This window comes from Amycolatopsis rhabdoformis (assembly GCF_035918295.1).
Classification (GTDB): domain Bacteria; phylum Actinomycetota; class Actinomycetes; order Mycobacteriales; family Pseudonocardiaceae; genus Amycolatopsis; species Amycolatopsis rhabdoformis.
In genome coordinates this window covers 9,348,831-9,365,000 of the sequence record NZ_CP142149.1, presented here as the reverse complement: position 1 = coordinate 9,365,000, position 16,170 = coordinate 9,348,831, and the positions used below count along the sequence as shown (strand labels likewise).

General features: G+C 71.0%; 12 protein-coding genes (1 of these 12 cut by a window edge). 4 read left to right on the top strand and 8 right to left on the bottom strand.

What is annotated here, in order from left to right:
- Both glnA and VSH64_RS43605 read right to left on the bottom strand, forming a co-directional pair.
- On the bottom strand, positions 1-100 hold the start of the coding sequence (gene glnA / locus VSH64_RS43610; protein ID WP_326568575.1) for a type I glutamate--ammonia ligase. 1,244 nt of this gene lie to the left of the window's left edge; 100 of the gene's 1,344 nt are visible here — the first part of the coding sequence; its start codon is at positions 98-100; the stop codon falls past the left edge of the window.
- A gap of 76 nt (positions 101-176) precedes the next feature.
- Positions 177-1,457 carry an MFS transporter gene (locus VSH64_RS43605; protein ID WP_326568574.1) on the bottom strand — a complete coding sequence of 427 codons (1,281 nt, stop codon included), beginning with the start codon at positions 1,455-1,457 and terminating at the stop codon, positions 177-179.
- Between the two features lie 90 nt (positions 1,458-1,547).
- Between VSH64_RS43605 and VSH64_RS43600 the strand changes: the two genes are divergently transcribed.
- The gene (locus VSH64_RS43600) at positions 1,548-2,213 is read left to right on the top strand and encodes an LppX_LprAFG lipoprotein (protein WP_326568573.1); all 666 of its coding nucleotides are present in this window, start codon (positions 1,548-1,550) and stop codon (positions 2,211-2,213) included.
- Between the two features lie 3 nt (positions 2,214-2,216).
- Here VSH64_RS43600 and VSH64_RS43595 read toward each other — a convergent pair whose 3' ends face one another.
- Positions 2,217-3,779 (bottom strand): alpha/beta hydrolase, encoded by a 1,563-nt coding sequence (locus VSH64_RS43595; protein WP_326838204.1) that lies wholly within the window; start codon positions 3,777-3,779, stop codon positions 2,217-2,219.
- A 178-nt stretch (positions 3,780-3,957) separates the two neighbouring features.
- Between VSH64_RS43595 and secA2 the strand changes: the two genes are divergently transcribed.
- Positions 3,958-6,297 (top strand): accessory Sec system translocase SecA2, encoded by a 2,340-nt coding sequence (gene secA2, locus VSH64_RS43590; RefSeq protein ID WP_326568572.1) that lies wholly within the window; start codon positions 3,958-3,960, stop codon positions 6,295-6,297.
- Between the two features lie 124 nt (positions 6,298-6,421).
- Positions 6,422-8,155, top strand: a complete 1,734-nt coding sequence (locus tag VSH64_RS43585) for an NAD+ synthase (RefSeq protein ID WP_326568571.1) — start codon at positions 6,422-6,424, stop codon at positions 8,153-8,155.
- A 3-nt stretch (positions 8,156-8,158) separates the two neighbouring features.
- Here the strand turns inward: VSH64_RS43585 and VSH64_RS43580 are convergent, their stop codons facing one another.
- The 3 genes from VSH64_RS43580 to lysX form a co-directional block, all read right to left on the bottom strand.
- Positions 8,159-8,692 carry a methylated-DNA--[protein]-cysteine S-methyltransferase gene (locus VSH64_RS43580; RefSeq protein ID WP_326568570.1) on the bottom strand — a complete coding sequence of 178 codons (534 nt, stop codon included), beginning with the start codon at positions 8,690-8,692 and terminating at the stop codon, positions 8,159-8,161.
- Between the two features lie 32 nt (positions 8,693-8,724).
- Positions 8,725-9,303, bottom strand: coding sequence for a hypothetical protein (locus tag VSH64_RS43575; RefSeq protein ID WP_326568569.1), 579 nt, complete (start codon positions 9,301-9,303; stop codon positions 8,725-8,727).
- A 70-nt stretch (positions 9,304-9,373) separates the two neighbouring features.
- Positions 9,374-12,697 carry a bifunctional lysylphosphatidylglycerol synthetase/lysine--tRNA ligase LysX gene (gene lysX, locus VSH64_RS43570; protein ID WP_326568568.1) on the bottom strand — a complete coding sequence of 1,108 codons (3,324 nt, stop codon included), beginning with the start codon at positions 12,695-12,697 and terminating at the stop codon, positions 9,374-9,376.
- A gap of 230 nt (positions 12,698-12,927) precedes the next feature.
- Between lysX and panB the strand changes: the two genes are divergently transcribed.
- Positions 12,928-13,809: a 3-methyl-2-oxobutanoate hydroxymethyltransferase gene (panB, locus tag VSH64_RS43565; RefSeq protein ID WP_326568567.1), complete on the top strand. Its 882-nt coding sequence runs from the start codon at positions 12,928-12,930 to the stop codon at positions 13,807-13,809.
- A 112-nt stretch (positions 13,810-13,921) separates the two neighbouring features.
- Here panB and VSH64_RS43560 read toward each other — a convergent pair whose 3' ends face one another.
- On the bottom strand, positions 13,922-14,764 hold the full coding sequence (locus VSH64_RS43560; protein ID WP_326568566.1) for a cytochrome c oxidase assembly protein: 843 nt from the start codon (positions 14,762-14,764) through the stop codon (positions 13,922-13,924).
- Between the two features lie 112 nt (positions 14,765-14,876).
- Positions 14,877-15,821: an undecaprenyl-diphosphate phosphatase gene (locus VSH64_RS43555; RefSeq protein ID WP_326568565.1), complete on the bottom strand. Its 945-nt coding sequence runs from the start codon at positions 15,819-15,821 to the stop codon at positions 14,877-14,879.
- Between the last annotated feature and the right edge of the window lie 349 nt (positions 15,822-16,170).

The window sequence follows — 16,170 nt, the reverse complement described above, 5'->3', positions numbered from 1 at the left end:
CGGACTTGAGGAACCCCAGCACATCGGTGAACCAGAGCCGGACGAAACGGATGTCGCGCTCTTCCAAGGTCCGGAGCACGAATTCCTGCTGGCGATCCATGGCCGCACCCTAACGAGAGCGTGTTAACGACATGTTTCGCGACGCGCCGGAAGTGTCCACAATGCGCGAACTCACCTCAGGCCACCAAAGAGAGCTCACGCTTGCCGGATCGGGTGATCGACACCGACGCCACGGAGGCGAGCACCGCCAGGCCCGCCGCGACGTACCAGGCCAGGGCGTAGTCCCCCAGCTGGTCGCGCACGGCACCGGCCGCGGACGCCGCGAACGCCGCGCCGAGCTGGTGACACGCGAACACCCAGCCGAACACGATCGGGCCCGCCTCGCCGAAGGACCGGATGCAGAGAGCGATCGTCGGCGGCACCGTGGCGACCCAGTCGAGACCGTAGAAAAGGATGAACGCCCACATGCTCGGCTGCACCGAATCGCTGAACAGCTGCGGCAGCAACGCGAGCGAGAGGCCGCGCAGCGCGTAGTACACGCCGAGCAGGATCCGCGGGTCGACGCGGTCGGTGAGCCAGCCCGACACGACCGTGCCCACCACGTCGAACACCCCGACGAGCGCGAGCAGGCTCGCCGCGGTGGTCTGCGGCATGCCGTGGTCGTGCGCGGCCGGCACGAAGTGCGTGCCGACCAGGCCGTTCGTGGTCGCCCCGCAGATCGCGAAGCCGACGGCGAGCAGCCAGAACGAGCGGGTGCGCATGGCCTGGAACAGCACGACGAGCGCGCGCCGCGCCGAGCCGCCCTTCGCCGGCGGCTTCACCACCTCCGTGCCCTCGGGCGCGCCGAGCGGGGTCGTGCCCAGGTCGGCGGGGTGGTCGCGCACCACGAGCAGCACGACCGGGACCACCGCGAGCGCCGCGATGGCGATGACCAGCGACGCCGTGCGCCAGCCGTCGTTCACGGCCAGGGTGGCGACCACCGGCAGGAACACGAGCTGCCCGGTCGAACCGGCGGCGGTGAGGATGCCGGTGACGGCGCCGCGGTGGCGCACGAACCAGCGGGTGGTCACCGTGGCGGCGAAGCTCATGGCCATCGAGCCCGTGCCGGCGCCCACCAGTACGCCCCAGCAGAGCATGAGCTCCCAGCTCGTGCTCATGAACACCGTGCCGCCCGCGCCGAGCGCGACCACGAACAACGCGGTCGCGGCGACCCGGCGGATGCCGAACCGCTCCATCAGCGCGGCCGCGAAGGGCGCGAAGAGGCCGTAGAGGACGAGGTTCACGGACACCGCGGCGCCGATGGTGGCGCGCGACCAGCCGAACTCCTCGTGCAGCGGGTCGATCAGCACACTCGGCGCGGCGCGGAAACCAGCGGCGGCCAGCAAGGCGATGAACGCGGCCGCGGCCACGAACCAGGCTCGGTGGACGCGGGGCGCGGTGCGGGTCTGGGTCGTCACGAGTGATGAGTCTGATTCGTCTTCGGCGTCCTGGACAGTGGCCTGAAGGACACCGGACGAAAGGATCGGGCCACGGGTAGTCTCACCGCCATGCGCTGCCGACGCTTCCTGCCGGCGCTGCTGCTCCTCGGTCTCGTCGGCGGGTGCACAGCGCCCTCGCTGCCCCCGGCCGGTGACCTGCTCGGCGCCGCCGGCACGAACTTCGCCGGCGTGCGCAGCCTGCACTTCTCCGTGATCGTGAACGGCGTGCTGCCCGGCCTGCCGCTGAGCACCGTCGACGGCGACGCCACCCTCGACGACGGCGGCCACGCTGCGGGCACGGCCGAGCTGGCCGATGCCACGAGCGACCGGAAGTTCTCCTTCGTCCTCGACGGCACCCACGCGACCACGCGCGACAGCACCGGCAAGACCTGGTCGGGACCGGCGACGTTCACCGTCGGCGATTTCCTCGGCCCCGACGCCGGCCTGGCCCGGATGCTCAGCTCACTCGAGCAGCCGCAGACCGAGACCCGCGAGCCCGTGCACGGCCTCGACACCTACCGCGTCGGCGGCACGCTGCCCGAGCAGGCGGCCACGCGGCTGCTTCCCCAGATTCACTCGGCCGTGAACGTGAAGGTGTGGGTGACGGCCGCCGAGCCGCGGCGGTTCGCCCGGTTCTGGCTGCAGGTCCCGCCGGCGACGGACAAGGACAGCCCGGTGATGTACGAGGTCACGCTCTCGAACGAAAACCAGCCCGTCCCCGCCCCGCTGAGCTAGCCGCTAGCTCCCCGCGCACCGCGTGCCGTCGGCCGGCACCGTGCCGTCCACGAGGTAGGCGATCCCCGCCTTGTCCACGCACGCGTTGCCCTGCAGGAACGCCGTGTGCTGCGTGCCCTCGAAGGTGAGCAGCGCGCCCTTCAGCGCTTTCGCGAGGTTCACGCCCGCCTGGTACGGCGTGGCCGGGTCGTTGGTCGTGGAGATCGTGAGCGTCTTCGGCAGGCCGGCGACCTGCGGTTCGTGCGGCTGCGAGGTGTTCGGCACGGGCCAGAACGCGCACGCGTCGCGCGCCGAGCTGGCCGGGCGGCCGTCGTCGAGGAACGGCGCCACCTGCTCGTACTTCTGCTGACCTTCGAGGATCACCTTCGGGTCGGTCACGCGCGGGTCGTCGACGCAGCGGATGGCGGTGAAGGCGTCCTGCGTGGTGCCGTAGCGACCGTCCGGGCCGCGCTCGTTGTAGATGTCCGCCAGCTTCTCGAGCGTGGCGCCGCGCTGGTTGCGCAGCTCGTTGAGGCCGGTGTTGAGGTACTCCCAGAGGCTCTGCTGGTAGAGCGCCTGGATCGCGCCGGTGGTGGCGTCCTCGTACGACAGCTTGCGGCCGTCGCCCACCGGCACCGGGAAGTCGATCAGCGGCCGGGTGAGGTCCTGGAACGCCTTCGTCGCCTTGGCCGGGTCGCTGCCGAGCGCGCAGTCCTGCTGAGCGGCACACCACTTCGCGAACTCGCCGAACGCGACGCCGAAGCCCTGGCCCTGCGCGACGAGCGACTCCTCCGCGTCCTGCGTCGGGTCGACGGCGCCGTCGAGCACGAGCGCGCGGACGTTGCGCGGGAAGTCCTCGGCGTAGGTCGAGCCGAGCCGGGTGCCGTAGGAGTAGCCCAGGTAGGTGAGCTTCTCGTCGCCGAGCACGGACCGCAGCACGTCGAGGTCCTTCGCGACGTCGCGGGTGCCGACGTGCTCCAGCATGTCGTCGCCGAGCTTCGTGCGCTGGGCGCACTTGGCGGCGAAGTCCTTCTCCTGCGACTCCTGCTTGGTCACGCCCGCCGGGGTGCCGTCGGTTTCGCTGTCGTCGGCCCGGTCGGCGTCGCGCTCGGGGTCGGTGAGGCAGCGGATCTGCGGTTCGCTCGCCCCGATGCCGCGCGGGTCGAAGCCGACGAGGTCGAAGCGCTTGCCGAGGTCGTTGCCCTTGACCTGGTCGATCAGCTCGGCCGCGGCGACCATGCCGGACGCGCCGGGCCCGCCCGGGTTGACCACGAGCGAGCCGATGCGGTCGTCCGGTTCACTCGCCTTGTGGCGCAGCACGCCGAGCGTGATGGTCTGTCCGTCCGGTTTGTCGTAGTCCAGCGGCACGGTGAGCCGCGCGCACTGGATCGCCGGCGTGCGGAACGCGGACTGCGCGTCGTCCGAGGTCGCGTAGGGTGCGCAATCGGCCCAGCTCATGCTCTGGCCGTAGAAGCGCGCCAGCCCCGCGGGCACCGGGCCCGCGGGCGGGTGCGATTCGGTGGTCGGCGAGAGCGCGACCTGACCGTTGTTCGACGTGCACGCGGCTAGCGTGCCGCCGAGCAGCACGACCGCCGCGGCAGTGGCGATCCGGTGGGCGCGAGAGCTGGCGCTGGCATGGGGAGGCACGGTTTGATCGTGCCATCCGGCGGCGGAACTCCGACGCACCACCGGCGCGTTGGGTAGTTCAGCACCAGGTGGACCAGCGGCAGCCGAGAGAAACGCAAGACAGGACGGGAGACCAGGGGTGGCACTGATCAGCCGGGTGGGCAAGCGGCTCCGCCGGATCATCCAGCGGCCGGGCAGCGTCGAGCTGACCCGCTACGAAGCGCTGCTGCCCGCAGTCGCGAAGCTCGAACCCGAGCTCGAGAAGCTCTCGGACACCGAGCTCACCGAACGCGCCGAAAAGCTGCGCGAAGACCTCGGTGGCGCGAAGGCGTTCAACGACGACCAGCTGGTGGAAACCTGCGCCCTCGGCCGGGAGGCCGCGCGGCGCGCCCTCGGCGAGCGCGCGTTCGACGTGCAGGTGCTCGGCACGATGGGCCTGCTCACCGGGCACGTGGTGCAGATGGAGACCGGTGAGGGCAAGACGCTCGCCGGCGCGCTGGCGGCCGCGGGCTACGCGCTGCGCGGCAGCCGCGTGCACGTGGTCACCGTGAACGACTACCTCGCCCGCCGCGACGCCGAGTGGATGAAACCCGTCTACGAACTGCTCGCGGTCACCGTCGGCTGGGTCGAGCCCGCGCACACGCGCGACGAGCGCAAGGACGCCTACGGCAAGCAGGTCACCTACGGCGCCGTGGCCGAGATCGGTTTCGACGTGCTGCGCGACCGGCTCGTGACCACGGTCGACGACCTGGTGCAGCCCGCGCCCGAGGTCGCGATCGTGGACGAGGCCGACTCCGTGCTGGTCGACGAGGCCCGCGTGCCGCTCGTGATGGCCGGCTCGATCGACCACAACGACGCCGACGAAGAGGTCGCCACCGTGGTGCGCCGCCTTCGGCTGGGCCTGCACTACGAGACCGACACCGACGGCCGCAACGCCTGGCTCACCACCGCCGGCGCGTCCGTGGTCGAGAAGTCGCTCGGCGGCATCGACCTCTACGGCGACTCGGGCTCCGACCGCCTGGCCGCGGTGAACGTGGCCCTGCACGCCCACGCCCTGCTCACCCGCGACGTCGACTACCTCGTGCGCGACGGCAAGGTGCAGCTCATCAACGCCGCCCGTGGGCGCGTCGCCGAGCTGCAGCGCTGGCCGGACGGCCTGCAGGCGGCCGTGGAGGCCAAGGAGCAGGTGGCCGCCACCGACCGCGGCGAGATCCTCGACTCGATCACGGTGCAGGCGCTGCTCGCGCGCTACCCGTCGGTGGCCGGCATGACCGGTACGGCCGTGGCCGTGGCCGAGCAGCTGCGCGAGTTCTACAGCCTCGAGGTCGCGGTGATCCCGCCGAACACCCCGAACGTCCGCGAGGACCAGGCCGACCGGATCTTCGGCTCGCCGTCGCAGAAGCTGCGCGCGATCGAGGAGGAGATCCGGAAGGTGCACGAGACCGGGCAGCCGATCCTCGTGGGCACCCAGGACGTGGCCGAGTCCGAAGAGCTCGCCGACAAGCTCGCGAAGGCCGACCTGCCGTGCGTGGTGCTCAACGCGCGCAACGACGCCGAAGAGGCCGCGATCATCGCCGAGGCCGGCAACAAGGGCGCGGTCACCGTGTCCACGCAGATGGCCGGGCGCGGTACCGACATCCGCCTCGGCGGCACCGACGGCGCGAGCCGCGAGGAGGTCGCCGAGCTCGGCGGTCTGCACGTGATCGGCACCGCGCGGTACCCGTCGAGCCGGCTCGACGGGCAGCTGCGCGGCCGCTCCGGACGCCAGGGCGACCCGGGCAGCGCGATCTTCTTCGCGAGCCTCAACGACGACCTCGTGCTCTCCAACGCCCCCGACATCCCCGAGGGCATCGACGCCGACACCGAGACCGGCGAGATCACCGACCCGGCGGCGCTGCGGCAGATCAACCACGCCCAGCGCGTGGCCGAGGGCGTCGACCTCGAGATCCACCGCAACACCTGGCGCTACACGCGGCTGATCGAGCGGCAGCGCACCGAGCTGCTGGAACACCGCGACAAGGTGCTGCACACGGCGTACGCGGCCGAGGAGCTCGAGAAGGCGCAGCCGGAGAAGTTCGCCGAGGTGAAGGAGAAGCTCGACGACACCGAGCGGCTCGAGCAGCTCAGCCGCGAGGTAGTTCTGTTCCACCTCGACCAGCTCTGGTCCGATCACCTCGCGTACCTCACCGACGTGCGCGAGAGCATCCACCTGCGCGCGCTGGCGCGCGAGACGCCGCTCGACGAGTTCCACCGCGCGGCGATCCCCGAGTTCCACAAGATCATCGCCGAGTCGGCGGCGCGGGCGTCGAAGACGCTGGAGGAAGCCGAGATCACCGACGACGGCATCGACCTCGCCGACGCCGGCGTCCGGCGCGCGAACACCACGTGGACCTACCTGGTGCACGACAACCCGTTCGACTCCGACTTCGAGCAGACGGTGAAGAAGGTCCGCAGCATGATGCGGATGAAGAAGTCCTGATCTTCCAGGCATTCGGAGCCCGGTCATCCGTTTCGGTGGCCGGGTTTCGTTTTGCCCGGATGCGCTCGGCGCGATTCGCCCACATTCGCTCGGCTCGCGGCGCGGGCCGGGTCAGAATGACCGCATGCCGCAGCTGCGCATCGCCTTGGCCCAGGTCAACCCCACCGTCGGCGACCTCGACGGCAACACCGCGCTCACGGTCGAGTGGACCCGCCGCGCCGCCGAATCCGGTGCGCACGTGGTCGTGTTCCCGGAGATGTCGCAGACCGGCTACCCCGTGGAAGACCTGGCCTTCCGGGCCACGTTCGCCCAGGCCTCGCGCAAGTCCCTCGACGAGCTGGCCCGCCGGCTCGACGACGCGGGCTGCGGCGAAGTGCTCACCTACGTCGGGTACCTCGACCAGGACGAAGCCGGCCCGCGCAACGCGGCCGCCGCGCTGTTCCGCGGCGAGGTGGTGGCGAAGCAGTACAAGCACCACCTGCCCAACTACGGCGTGTTCGACGAGCAGCGCTACTTCAAGCCGGGCACGGAGCTCGAGGTCGTGCGGCTGCACGGCATCGACATCGGCATGGTGATCTGCGAGGACCTCTGGCAGGACGGCGGCCCGGTCGCGGCGCTCGGCAAGGCCGGCGTCGACCTGGTGGTGGCGCCCAACGCGTCGCCGTACGAGCGGTCCAAGGACGAGCAGCGGCTGCCGCTCGTGGCCCGGCGCGCGGCCGAGGCCGGCGCGCCGCTGGTGTACACGAACCAGGTCGGCGGCCAGGACGACCTCGTGTTCGACGGCGACTCGCTCGTGGTCGGCGCCGACGGTGAGCTGCTGGCGCGGGCGCCGCAGTTCGTGGAGCACCTGCTGGTGGTGGACCTGGACCTGGTTTCCGGCGGCCACGCCGGCGACGGCGATACTGGCAGTGACCTGGCGGGGCTGCCGGTCCGCCGGCGCGTGCTGAGCGACGAGCCGGTGCCCGCGTACCCGCCGCGCACCGAGCCGGTGGTGAGCGAGCCGCTGTCCGACGAGGCCGAGGTGTGGTCGGCGCTCGTGGTGGGGCTGCGCGACTACGTGCACAAGAACGGCTTCACGTCGGTGACCTTCGGGTTCTCCGGCGGCATCGACTCCGCGGTGTGCGCGGCGCTCGCGGTCGACGCGCTCGGCGGCGACCACGTGTACGGCGTCTCGATGCCCTCGAAGTACTCGTCGGCACACTCGAAGGACGACGCCGCCGACCTCGCGCGGCGCATCGGCGCGCACTACCGCGTGGAACCGGTCGAGGACATGGTGAAGGTCTACGTGGACCAGCTCGCGCTGACCGGGCTGGCCGAGGAGAACATCCAGGCCCGCACCCGCGGCATGCTCTTGATGGCACTGTCCAACCTGGACGGACACCTCGTGCTCGCCACCGGCAACAAGACCGAGCTGGCCGTGGGCTACTCCACGATCTACGGCGACGCGGTGGGCGGGTTCGCGCCGATCAAGGACGTGTTCAAAACGCACGTGTGGCAGCTCGCCCGGTGGCGCAACGAAGAAGCGGTCAATCGGGGCGAAACGCCGCCGATCCCGGAGAACTCGATCACCAAACCGCCCTCGGCCGAGCTGGCGCCGGGACAGCAGGACAGCGACTCGCTGCCGGACTACGCGCTGCTCGACGACATCCTCGACGACTACGTGGAAGGCGACCGCGGCTACGCCGACCTGGTGGCCGCCGGGTTCGAGCCGGAGACGATCGACCGCGTGGTGCGCATGGTCGACCGCGCCGAGTACAAGCGGCGGCAGTACCCGCCGGGCACGAAGATCACGTTCAAGGCGTTCGGGCGCGACCGGCGGCTGCCGATCACGAACGCGTGGCGCGAACGGAAAGCCTGAGCTCTAGAACAGCGTCGGCTCGTCGGGCAACGCGCCTTCGATCACGAGCATGCGCCGCTTCGTCTCGACCCCGCCCGGCGCGGAGAAGCCGCCGTGTTTGCCGCCGGCCGCGAGCACGCGGTGGCAGGGCACGATGATCGGGAACGGGTTGTTGCCCATCGCCTGCCCGACCGCCTGCGCGGCACCCGGCAGGCCGAGCTCGTGGGCGAGATCCCCGTACGTCTTGGTCTTGCCGGGCGGGATGCGCAGCGCCGCTTCGTAGGCCCGGCGGTTGAACTCCGGCAGGTCGTCGAGCGCCAGCGGCAGGCGGGACAGGTCGGGGTGGCCGCCCGAGAGCAGCTCGGTGATCCGCTCCACGGCGGCCTGGATTTCCGGCGGGGGCGCGGCCTCCACGGCGTCGGGGAACCGCCGGGTGAGGAACGCGCGGGTGCTCGCGGGCGAGCTGCCGGGCAGCGCCGTGCCGGTGATGACCCCGTCGCGCCAGGCCAGGCCGCACGCTCCCAGCGGAGTGTCGAAGACGGTGAATCCGGACGTCATCACCCCAGGGTACGAGCGACCCCCGACAAAACTCAGCGGCCGGCGCGGGAGGCGAAGCGCGGCAGCGGCCGGATCACGATGTAGGCGACGCCCGAACCCATCAGCGCGGCCCGCACCCCCACCTGCACGCGGCTGAACACGCCGACCAGGTGCCCCGGGCCGAGCAGCGAAGCGATGAGGACCAGCGCCCAGGTGATCAGCACCAGCGCGAACCCCGCCACCGCCCACTCCCGCCACGGCGGCGGCCACCAGAACACGAGGCTGAACGAACCCCCCACGAACGCGAGGTTCTCCAGGATCTGGGCGGCGCTCGTGCCCGGGACCAGCGCGTCGGCGATCAGGACGAGGCCGAAGAACGCGAGCGTGATCGCGGCGACCCGGCCCGTCCAGTGCACCGGCACCAGCCGCAACAGCGGTGGGCAGGCGAGCGCGAAGGCGAGGCCCGCGATCCCCGTGGTGACCCGGAACAGCGGGGACGCCGGCAGCAGCGCCTCCACGGATTGCTGAACCGGGGAGACGCCCGTGGGCAGCAGGAATTCGAGCAGCCAGGCGGAATAGACCACCACCCCGAGCCCGACCAGGGCGACCGCGGCGAGTCGCGCAGAACGCACGTGCACACCCTAGGCGAAGTCCTGCGACGTTGCGCGCGGAGGCGTCACTTTTCGCTGGCCGCAAGGAACCTCAGGCGTGCGGGCGCACGAACGGGAACAGCACCGTCTGCCGGATCGACGCGCCGCTGAGCATCATCAGCAGCCGGTCCACACCGAGCCCGAGCCCGCCGGTGGGCGGCATGCCGTGTTCGAGCGCGAGCAGGAAGTCCTCGTCGAGCTCCATCGCCTCCACGTCGCCGCTGGCCGCGCGCAGCGACTGGGCTTCGAGGCGGCGGCGCTGCTCGATCGGGTCCGTGAGCTCGGTGTAGGCGGTGCCGACCTCCGAGCCGAACGCGATGAGGTCCCAGCGCTCGGCCAGCAGCGGGTCACGCCGGTGCTGGCGGGTCAGCGGCGAGACGTCCGTGGGGTAGTCGGTGTAGAAGGTCGGCAACACCGTCGATCCTTCGACGAGGTGCTCGTGGGCCTTCAGCACCAGGTCGCCGTGGCCGGCGTCCTCCCCCGCCGGCACGCCGCCCGCGAGGCAGAGCCGCCGGAGCGTGGCCACCGAGGTGCCCGAGTCGATCTGTTCCCCGAGCGCCGCCGAAACGGCCTCGTGCACCGGGATCACCGGCCAGTCGCCGGAGATGTCGTGTTCGGTCACCCGGCCGTCGGCGTCGAGCCGGCGCACGATCTGCGCGCCGAACGCCGCCTCGGCGGCGTGCTGCACCAGCTCGCGGGTGAGGTCGCGCATCGAGTTGTAGTCGGCGTAGGCCTGATACGCCTCGAGCATCGTGAACTCGGGGTTGTGCGTGGCGTCGACGCCTTCGTTGCGGAAGTTGCGGTTGAGCTCGAACACGCGCTCCACGCCCGCCACGCACAGGCGCTTGAGGTAGAGCTCCGGCGCGATGCGCAGGTACATCCGCATGTCGTAGGCGTTGATGTGCGTGACGAACGGCCGCGCGTTCGCTCCACCGTGGACGGTCTGCAGCATCGGCGTCTCGACCTCGAGGTAGTCGCCCTGGTGCAGGCGCTCGCGCACCGCGCGCACCACCGTGGACCGCAGCCGCAGCATCTGCGCCGACTCCGGGTTCACGGCCAGGTCGAGGTAGCGCTGGCGCACCCGCGTCTCGGGGTCGGTGAGGCCCTTTCGCTTGTCCGGCAACGGGTGCAGGCACTTCGCGGTGACCGTCCACTCGTCCACCAGCACAGAGAGCTCGCCCCTGCGCGAGGTCACGACCTCCCCGCTCACGCCCACGTGGTCCCCGAGGTCCACGCCGGTGCGCCAGCCCGAGAGGTCGAGCACCGTCGCGTCGAGCATCAGCTGCACTTCACCCGAGAAGTCCTTGATACGAGCGAAACACAGGCCGCCGAGCGTGCGCAGTGCGAGCACCCGCCCGGCCACGCGCACGCGGTGCCCGGTGCGCGAGTCCGCCGGCAGCTCACCGAACTTGGCCACGACGTCGCCCAGCAGGTCTTCGCGGCTGAACCCGACGGGGTACGGGTCCACGCCGAGATCGCGCAGTTTGTCCAGCTTCGCCACCCGCACCCGCACCTGCTCCGGCCGGCGCATCGCCTTCGGCACGACTCGCGCGGCACTCTCCTCGATGAGGCGGACCTCCGTCACGAACTCGTCGCTCACCGTCTCGTGGCGAAGCACGCGCGAGCGGCCCGTGGGCACGAACCCTTCGAGCGCGCCGGCGACGATGCTGACGCGCGGCAGCCGCCGGGCCGAGGAGTAGCAGAGGAACCGCGGCTCCCAGTCCGGCCCGTACTTCGCGTTGGACCGGTACAGCGACTCCAGCTGGAAGAACCGCGACGCCAGCCCGAGCACCGAACGCCACAGGCGCAGCACCGGGCCCGCGCCGATGCGCTCGCCCTCGGCGAAGACCGCCCGGAACATGGCGAAGTTGAGCGAGATCCGCTGCGCGCCCAGGTGCTGCGCGGCGGCCACGACCTCGGCGACCAGGAACTCGTTGAGGCCGTTTTCCGCGGCCCGGTCGCGGCGCATCAGGTCGAGCGAAAGGCCGCGCCGCCCCCACGGCACGAAGGACAGCAGGCCCCGCAGCTCACCTTCGGCGTCGTAGGCCTCCACCATCACGCTGCGGGCGTCGCTCGCGTCGCCGAGCCGGCCGAGCGCCATCGAGAAGCCGCGCTCGGACTCGGCGCCGCGCCACTGCTGCGCCCGCGTGAGCAGCGCCTGCATCTCGCCTTCGGGGATTTCGCCGTGGCGGCGCACCCGCGCGGTGTAGCCGGCGCGTTCGATCCGTTTCACGGCCTGGCGCACCGACTTGCGCTCGGGCCCGCTGAGGGAGAACTCGCGGACGTCGAGCACCGCTTCGTCACCGATCTCCAGCGCGCGCAGGCCCGCGGCCGCGTACACCTTGGCACCGCGTTCGCTCGCGCCCAGCACGCCGGGAATCCAGCCGTACGAACGGGTTTCGTCGAGCCACGCCCGCACCGCGTCGGGCCACGCGTCCGGGTCGCCGACCGGGTCGGCGCTCGCGACGCTGGTGCCGCCCAGCACGCGGTAGGTCACGGCCGCGCGGCCGTTGGGCGCGAAGACCACGCTCTTGTCGCGGCGCGTGGCGAAGTAGCCGAGCGAATCGTCGTCGCCGAACTCGGCGAGCAGGCCGCGCAGCTGCAGCTCCTCGTCGTCGGTGCGCCGGCGGCGGTGGCGCACGCCGCGGAAGAGCGTGTACAGCGCGCCGGTGGCCACGAACGTCGCGCCGAGGTCGAGCACCACGTCGATCCACGCCGGCCCCTCGCCGACGCCGATCTTGCGCAGCTGCAGGTTCTCACCGGTGGCGTGGTTGACCACCCACACCAGCCGTTCCCACGAGTCGCCGAGCGTGCCGGGGAACGCCTCGGTGAGCCCCCAGCCGAGCGCCACCACCACGAGCAGGCCGCCGAACAGCACCGCCAGGCCGTCGCGCCAGGCACCGGGCGCCAGGCGCGCCGGGAAGGCCGGACGCAGGGCCAGCAGCAGCCAGATCAGGAGCAGCGAAATGCCGTCGGCGATCGTGAGCACGCCGAGCTGCATCGGGATGTGCCGGATCTGCCGCGGGCCGAGCGTGAGCAGGTCGGGCGCCCACAGCAGCACGGCCTGGAACGCCAGCGTCAAGATCAGGCCGCCGACCTGGAAGAGCAGCAGCGTGTAGAGCGCGGCCTTCTTGCGCCGGCGCAAGGCCGAGCCGAGGACCACGAGCAGCAGCACGATCACCAGGCTCGCGCTGGTCGGCACGCTGAGGGCGGAAAACGCCATGTCGATGCCGTTGAGCAGGTGTCCGTGGGTGCCGCCGGTGAGCAGCAGCACCACCGAGAAGACGGCGGCGAGCTGCACCACGGTCGCGACGATGCCGCCCGTCCTGGCCTGCCAGGCGGGGATGCGCCTGCGTGCGCTCGCCGGTGTTCCCATGGGTGCTCTTCTCCCCGTGATCTTCGGATTCCGGTGCAAAGACGTCAGTGAACCGTGATTGGTTGTCCCAGGTCATCACCCTGCAGGCTGAGCCGGGGTCCGACTCACGGGCGTGTGAAGCTCATCGCACGACCTTGGGACGGCCCGGCGGGCGTGTCAGGCTTTGTCGTGTTCTGACTCCACGACCCGGGGACCTCACCGAGGCCTCGAGGGAAGGACGGTCGACGACGATGTCTGCCAACCCGAACGGATCCGACGAGGTGGCCGCCCCGTACGGAACCGGCGCCGCGCCCGCACCGCCCGCCGCGGCGACCGGGCGCAAGGTACGCGTGCACCACCTGCGTGAGCTGAAGGAGCGCGGCGAGCCGTGGCCCATGCTCACCGCCTACGACATGTACACCGCCCAGATCTTCGACGAGGCCGGCATCCCGGTGCTCCTCGTGGGCGATTCCGCGGCCAACAACGTGTTCGGCTACGACACCTCGCTGCCGGTGACGGTCGACGAGCTGCTGCCGCTGGTTCGCGCCGTCACGCGCTCGGTGAAGCGCGCGCTGGTGGTGGCCGACCTGCCGTTCGGCTCCTACCAGCTCTCGCCCGAGCAGGCCTTGGCCACGTCGGTGCGGTTCATGAAGGAAGGCCGTGCCCACGCTGTGAAGCTGGAAGGCGGGCGCCGGTTCGCCGCGCACGTCGAAGCGCTCACGTCGGCCGGCATCCCCGTGATGGGGCACATCGGCTTCACCCCGCAGAGCGAACACAACCTCGGCGGCTACCGGGTGCAGGGGCGCGGTGAAGCGGCGGACGTGCTGCTCGCCGACGCGCTGGCGCTGCAGGAAGCCGGGGCGTTCGCGGTGGTGATGGAGATGGTGCCGGCCGAAGCCGCGAAGCGCGTGACGCACGAGCTGAAGATCCCGACCGTCGGCATCGGCGCCGGGCCGGACTGCGACGCGCAGGTGCTGGTGTGGCAGGACATGGCGGGGATGCGCCGGGGCAAGGCGCCGCGGTTCGTGAAGCGCTACGCCGAGCTCGCAGACGTGCTGCAGGGCGCGGCTTCGGCGTTCGCCGAGGACGTGCGCCGGGGTGAGTTCCCGGCTCCGGAGCACGCGTTCCACTGAGTTCGGCACCGCTGAACCCGACACCCCTGGGTTCGGCACCGCTGGGTTCGGCACCACTGCGTTCGGCACTGCTGAACCTGACACCACTGATCCCGACCTCACGGCCCGGAGCTCACTTGCGGCGAAACCGCTCGGCGAGCTCCGGGTCGTTCTGCCACCAGAGCCCGCTCACGGGCGCGTCGCCGGATTCGGTTTCCTCGTCGAGCCGCTCGTCCACCTGCTTCGCGCGCTTCTCGTCGTCGCGGACCCAGCGCACGAACAGCGCGCCGACGAACGGCAGGCCGGCCACGTCGCCGCCGATCCACAGCACGCCGGCGCCGATAACCTGGTCCGTGCGCGGGTCCGGACCCCAGCCGGGGTGGGCGGTCGCGTAGTGCGCGGGCGCGAGCAGCGGGCCGAGCCACAGCACCAGGCCGAGCGCGCCGTCGAACACGACCTCGGTGAACGAGATCCACATCGACACCAGGTGCGAGCCGCCGCGCGGCGTCGGGTCGAGACCCACGCGGCTGTAGAAGTAGAGGAACCCCGCGACCACCACCAGCAGGCGCACGAGGCCGCCGACCACCGCGTGGTCCAGCGCCAGCTCGTAGAGCGGCGTGAGGTAGATGACCAGGAACGGCGCGATCAGCACCACCGTGACGGTGAGTGGGAAGGTGAGGAACTTCGCGAACGGGCTGCGGCCGTGGTGACGCAGCCACTGCGCGACCCGCGGCGGCGCGGTGCGCATGAGCAGCGTGATCGGCGCGCCGAGAGCCAGCAGCAGCGGCGTGACCATGAGCAGCACGGTGTTCTGCGTGGCCCGGACCCAGAACAACGTGGTGTCGTAGGTGCCGAGGAACGAACAGGTGACGAGCACGATCGTGGCGAGCCCCGCCAGGAATGCCGCGGTGCGCCCCGGCGGCCAGCTCTCCTGCTTGCGCGCGGCCCCCACGTAGGCCACCCCGAGCACGAGCACCACGAGCAGGGCCGGGACGTCGAGAGTCCAGGCCGTGAAGATCGTGGTGCCGGTGAGTGCGGTTTCGATACCGCCAGTGTCCCCTTCCGGAATTCGGCCGGGGACACCGCCCTCACAAACTGAAGACGAGCAGGCTGCCGATTCCGGCGATGACGCAGTAGATGGCGAACGGCGTCAAGGTTCGCGTTTCGAAGTATTTCGTGAGAAAACGGACAGAAATGTAGGACGCGATCCCCGCCACCAGACTTCCGACGAGCGCGGGACCCAGCGACGCACTGTTCTCCGGAGTGAACAGCGAAGGCAGTTTCAGCACGCCCGCGGCGAGGATCACCGGGGTGGCGAGCAGCCACGCGAAGCGCGCCGAATCCTGGTGGCCGAGGCCGCGGCGCAGGCCCGCGACCATCGTGATGCCGGAGCGGCTGATGCCCGGCAGCAGCGCGAGGATCTGGGCCGAGCCGATGAGCACGGCCTCCTTCACACTGAGCTTCGACAGCCGCGCGTCGGTGGCTTCCTCGACCGTGACCGCGCGCATCACGAGGGTGTCCTCGGCGCTGAAGTCGACGGTGTCTTCCGTTGTCCTGCCGGAGATCCCGGCCTTCGGCGCCGCCCGGGAGAAGCGTTCGGCCGCGTACAGCACCCCGCCGTTGAGGATCAGGAAGATCGCCGACGGCACGGGCTTGCCGAGGAAGTCGCGCAGCACGCTTTCGAGCAGCAGGCCGGCGATGCCGACCGGGATCGTCGCGAGGATCAGCAGCCACGCGAGGCGCTGGTCGGCGGTGCGGATCTCGCGGTGGCGGATCGAGGAGAACAGGCCGCCGATGATGCGCACCCAGTCGCGCCAGAAGAACAGCACGAGGGCGAGCGCCGTGGCCACGTGCATCGCCACGAGCACCGCGAGATAAGGCGAACCCTCACCGATGCTGAGATCACGCTGCCACGATCCGCCGATCACCGCGGGCAGCAGGATGCTGTGCCCGAGGCTGGACACGGGAAACAATTCCGACACACCTTGCAGCGCGCCGACGACGATCGACTCGACATACGTGACCGCGGACATTCTCGAGCCCTTTCTCGCGTCGTATTGCCGGCTCCTCGCGCAAGCTACCCACCACCGGGTAAACGCGGGGCAAGGGGGCGAAAAAACCTCGGCGGCCCGCCTGTGCTTGTTCACATCCATGAACACGAATCATGTCCTTGACTGGTGTTCGGGCCGTGGCTTAGCGTGGTCCCCACCACGAAGGTGTGAACCTCAGCGAGGAGGACGGGATGCCGGAAGCAGCCAGAGCTTCACGCGCGGCCCGTCGCCCGAGGTCCGCACCACGGTGAAGGAAATCGCCGACGCGGCCCCCGGAACCCGGGGCTGCCGAAGCGACACGGACGGGGGCCCGCTCAGCCCGGCGGCGGGG

Excerpts from the sequence above, each read along its gene's own strand:
- VSH64_RS43600 (WP_326568573.1), top strand. The coding sequence starts at position 1,548 with ATGCGCTGCCGACGCTTCCTGCCGGCGCTGCTGCTCCTCGGTCTCGTC.
- VSH64_RS43585 (WP_326568571.1), top strand. The coding sequence starts at position 6,422 with ATGCCGCAGCTGCGCATCGCCTTGGCCCAGGTCAACCCCACCGTCGGC.
- VSH64_RS43580 (WP_326568570.1), bottom strand. The coding sequence starts at position 8,692 with ATGACGTCCGGATTCACCGTCTTCGACACTCCGCTGGGAGCGTGCGGC.
- lysX (WP_326568568.1), bottom strand. The coding sequence starts at position 12,697 with ATGGGAACACCGGCGAGCGCACGCAGGCGCATCCCCGCCTGGCAGGCC.
- panB (WP_326568567.1), top strand. The coding sequence starts at position 12,928 with ATGTCTGCCAACCCGAACGGATCCGACGAGGTGGCCGCCCCGTACGGA.
- VSH64_RS43555 (WP_326568565.1), bottom strand. The coding sequence starts at position 15,821 with ATGTCCGCGGTCACGTATGTCGAGTCGATCGTCGTCGGCGCGCTGCAA.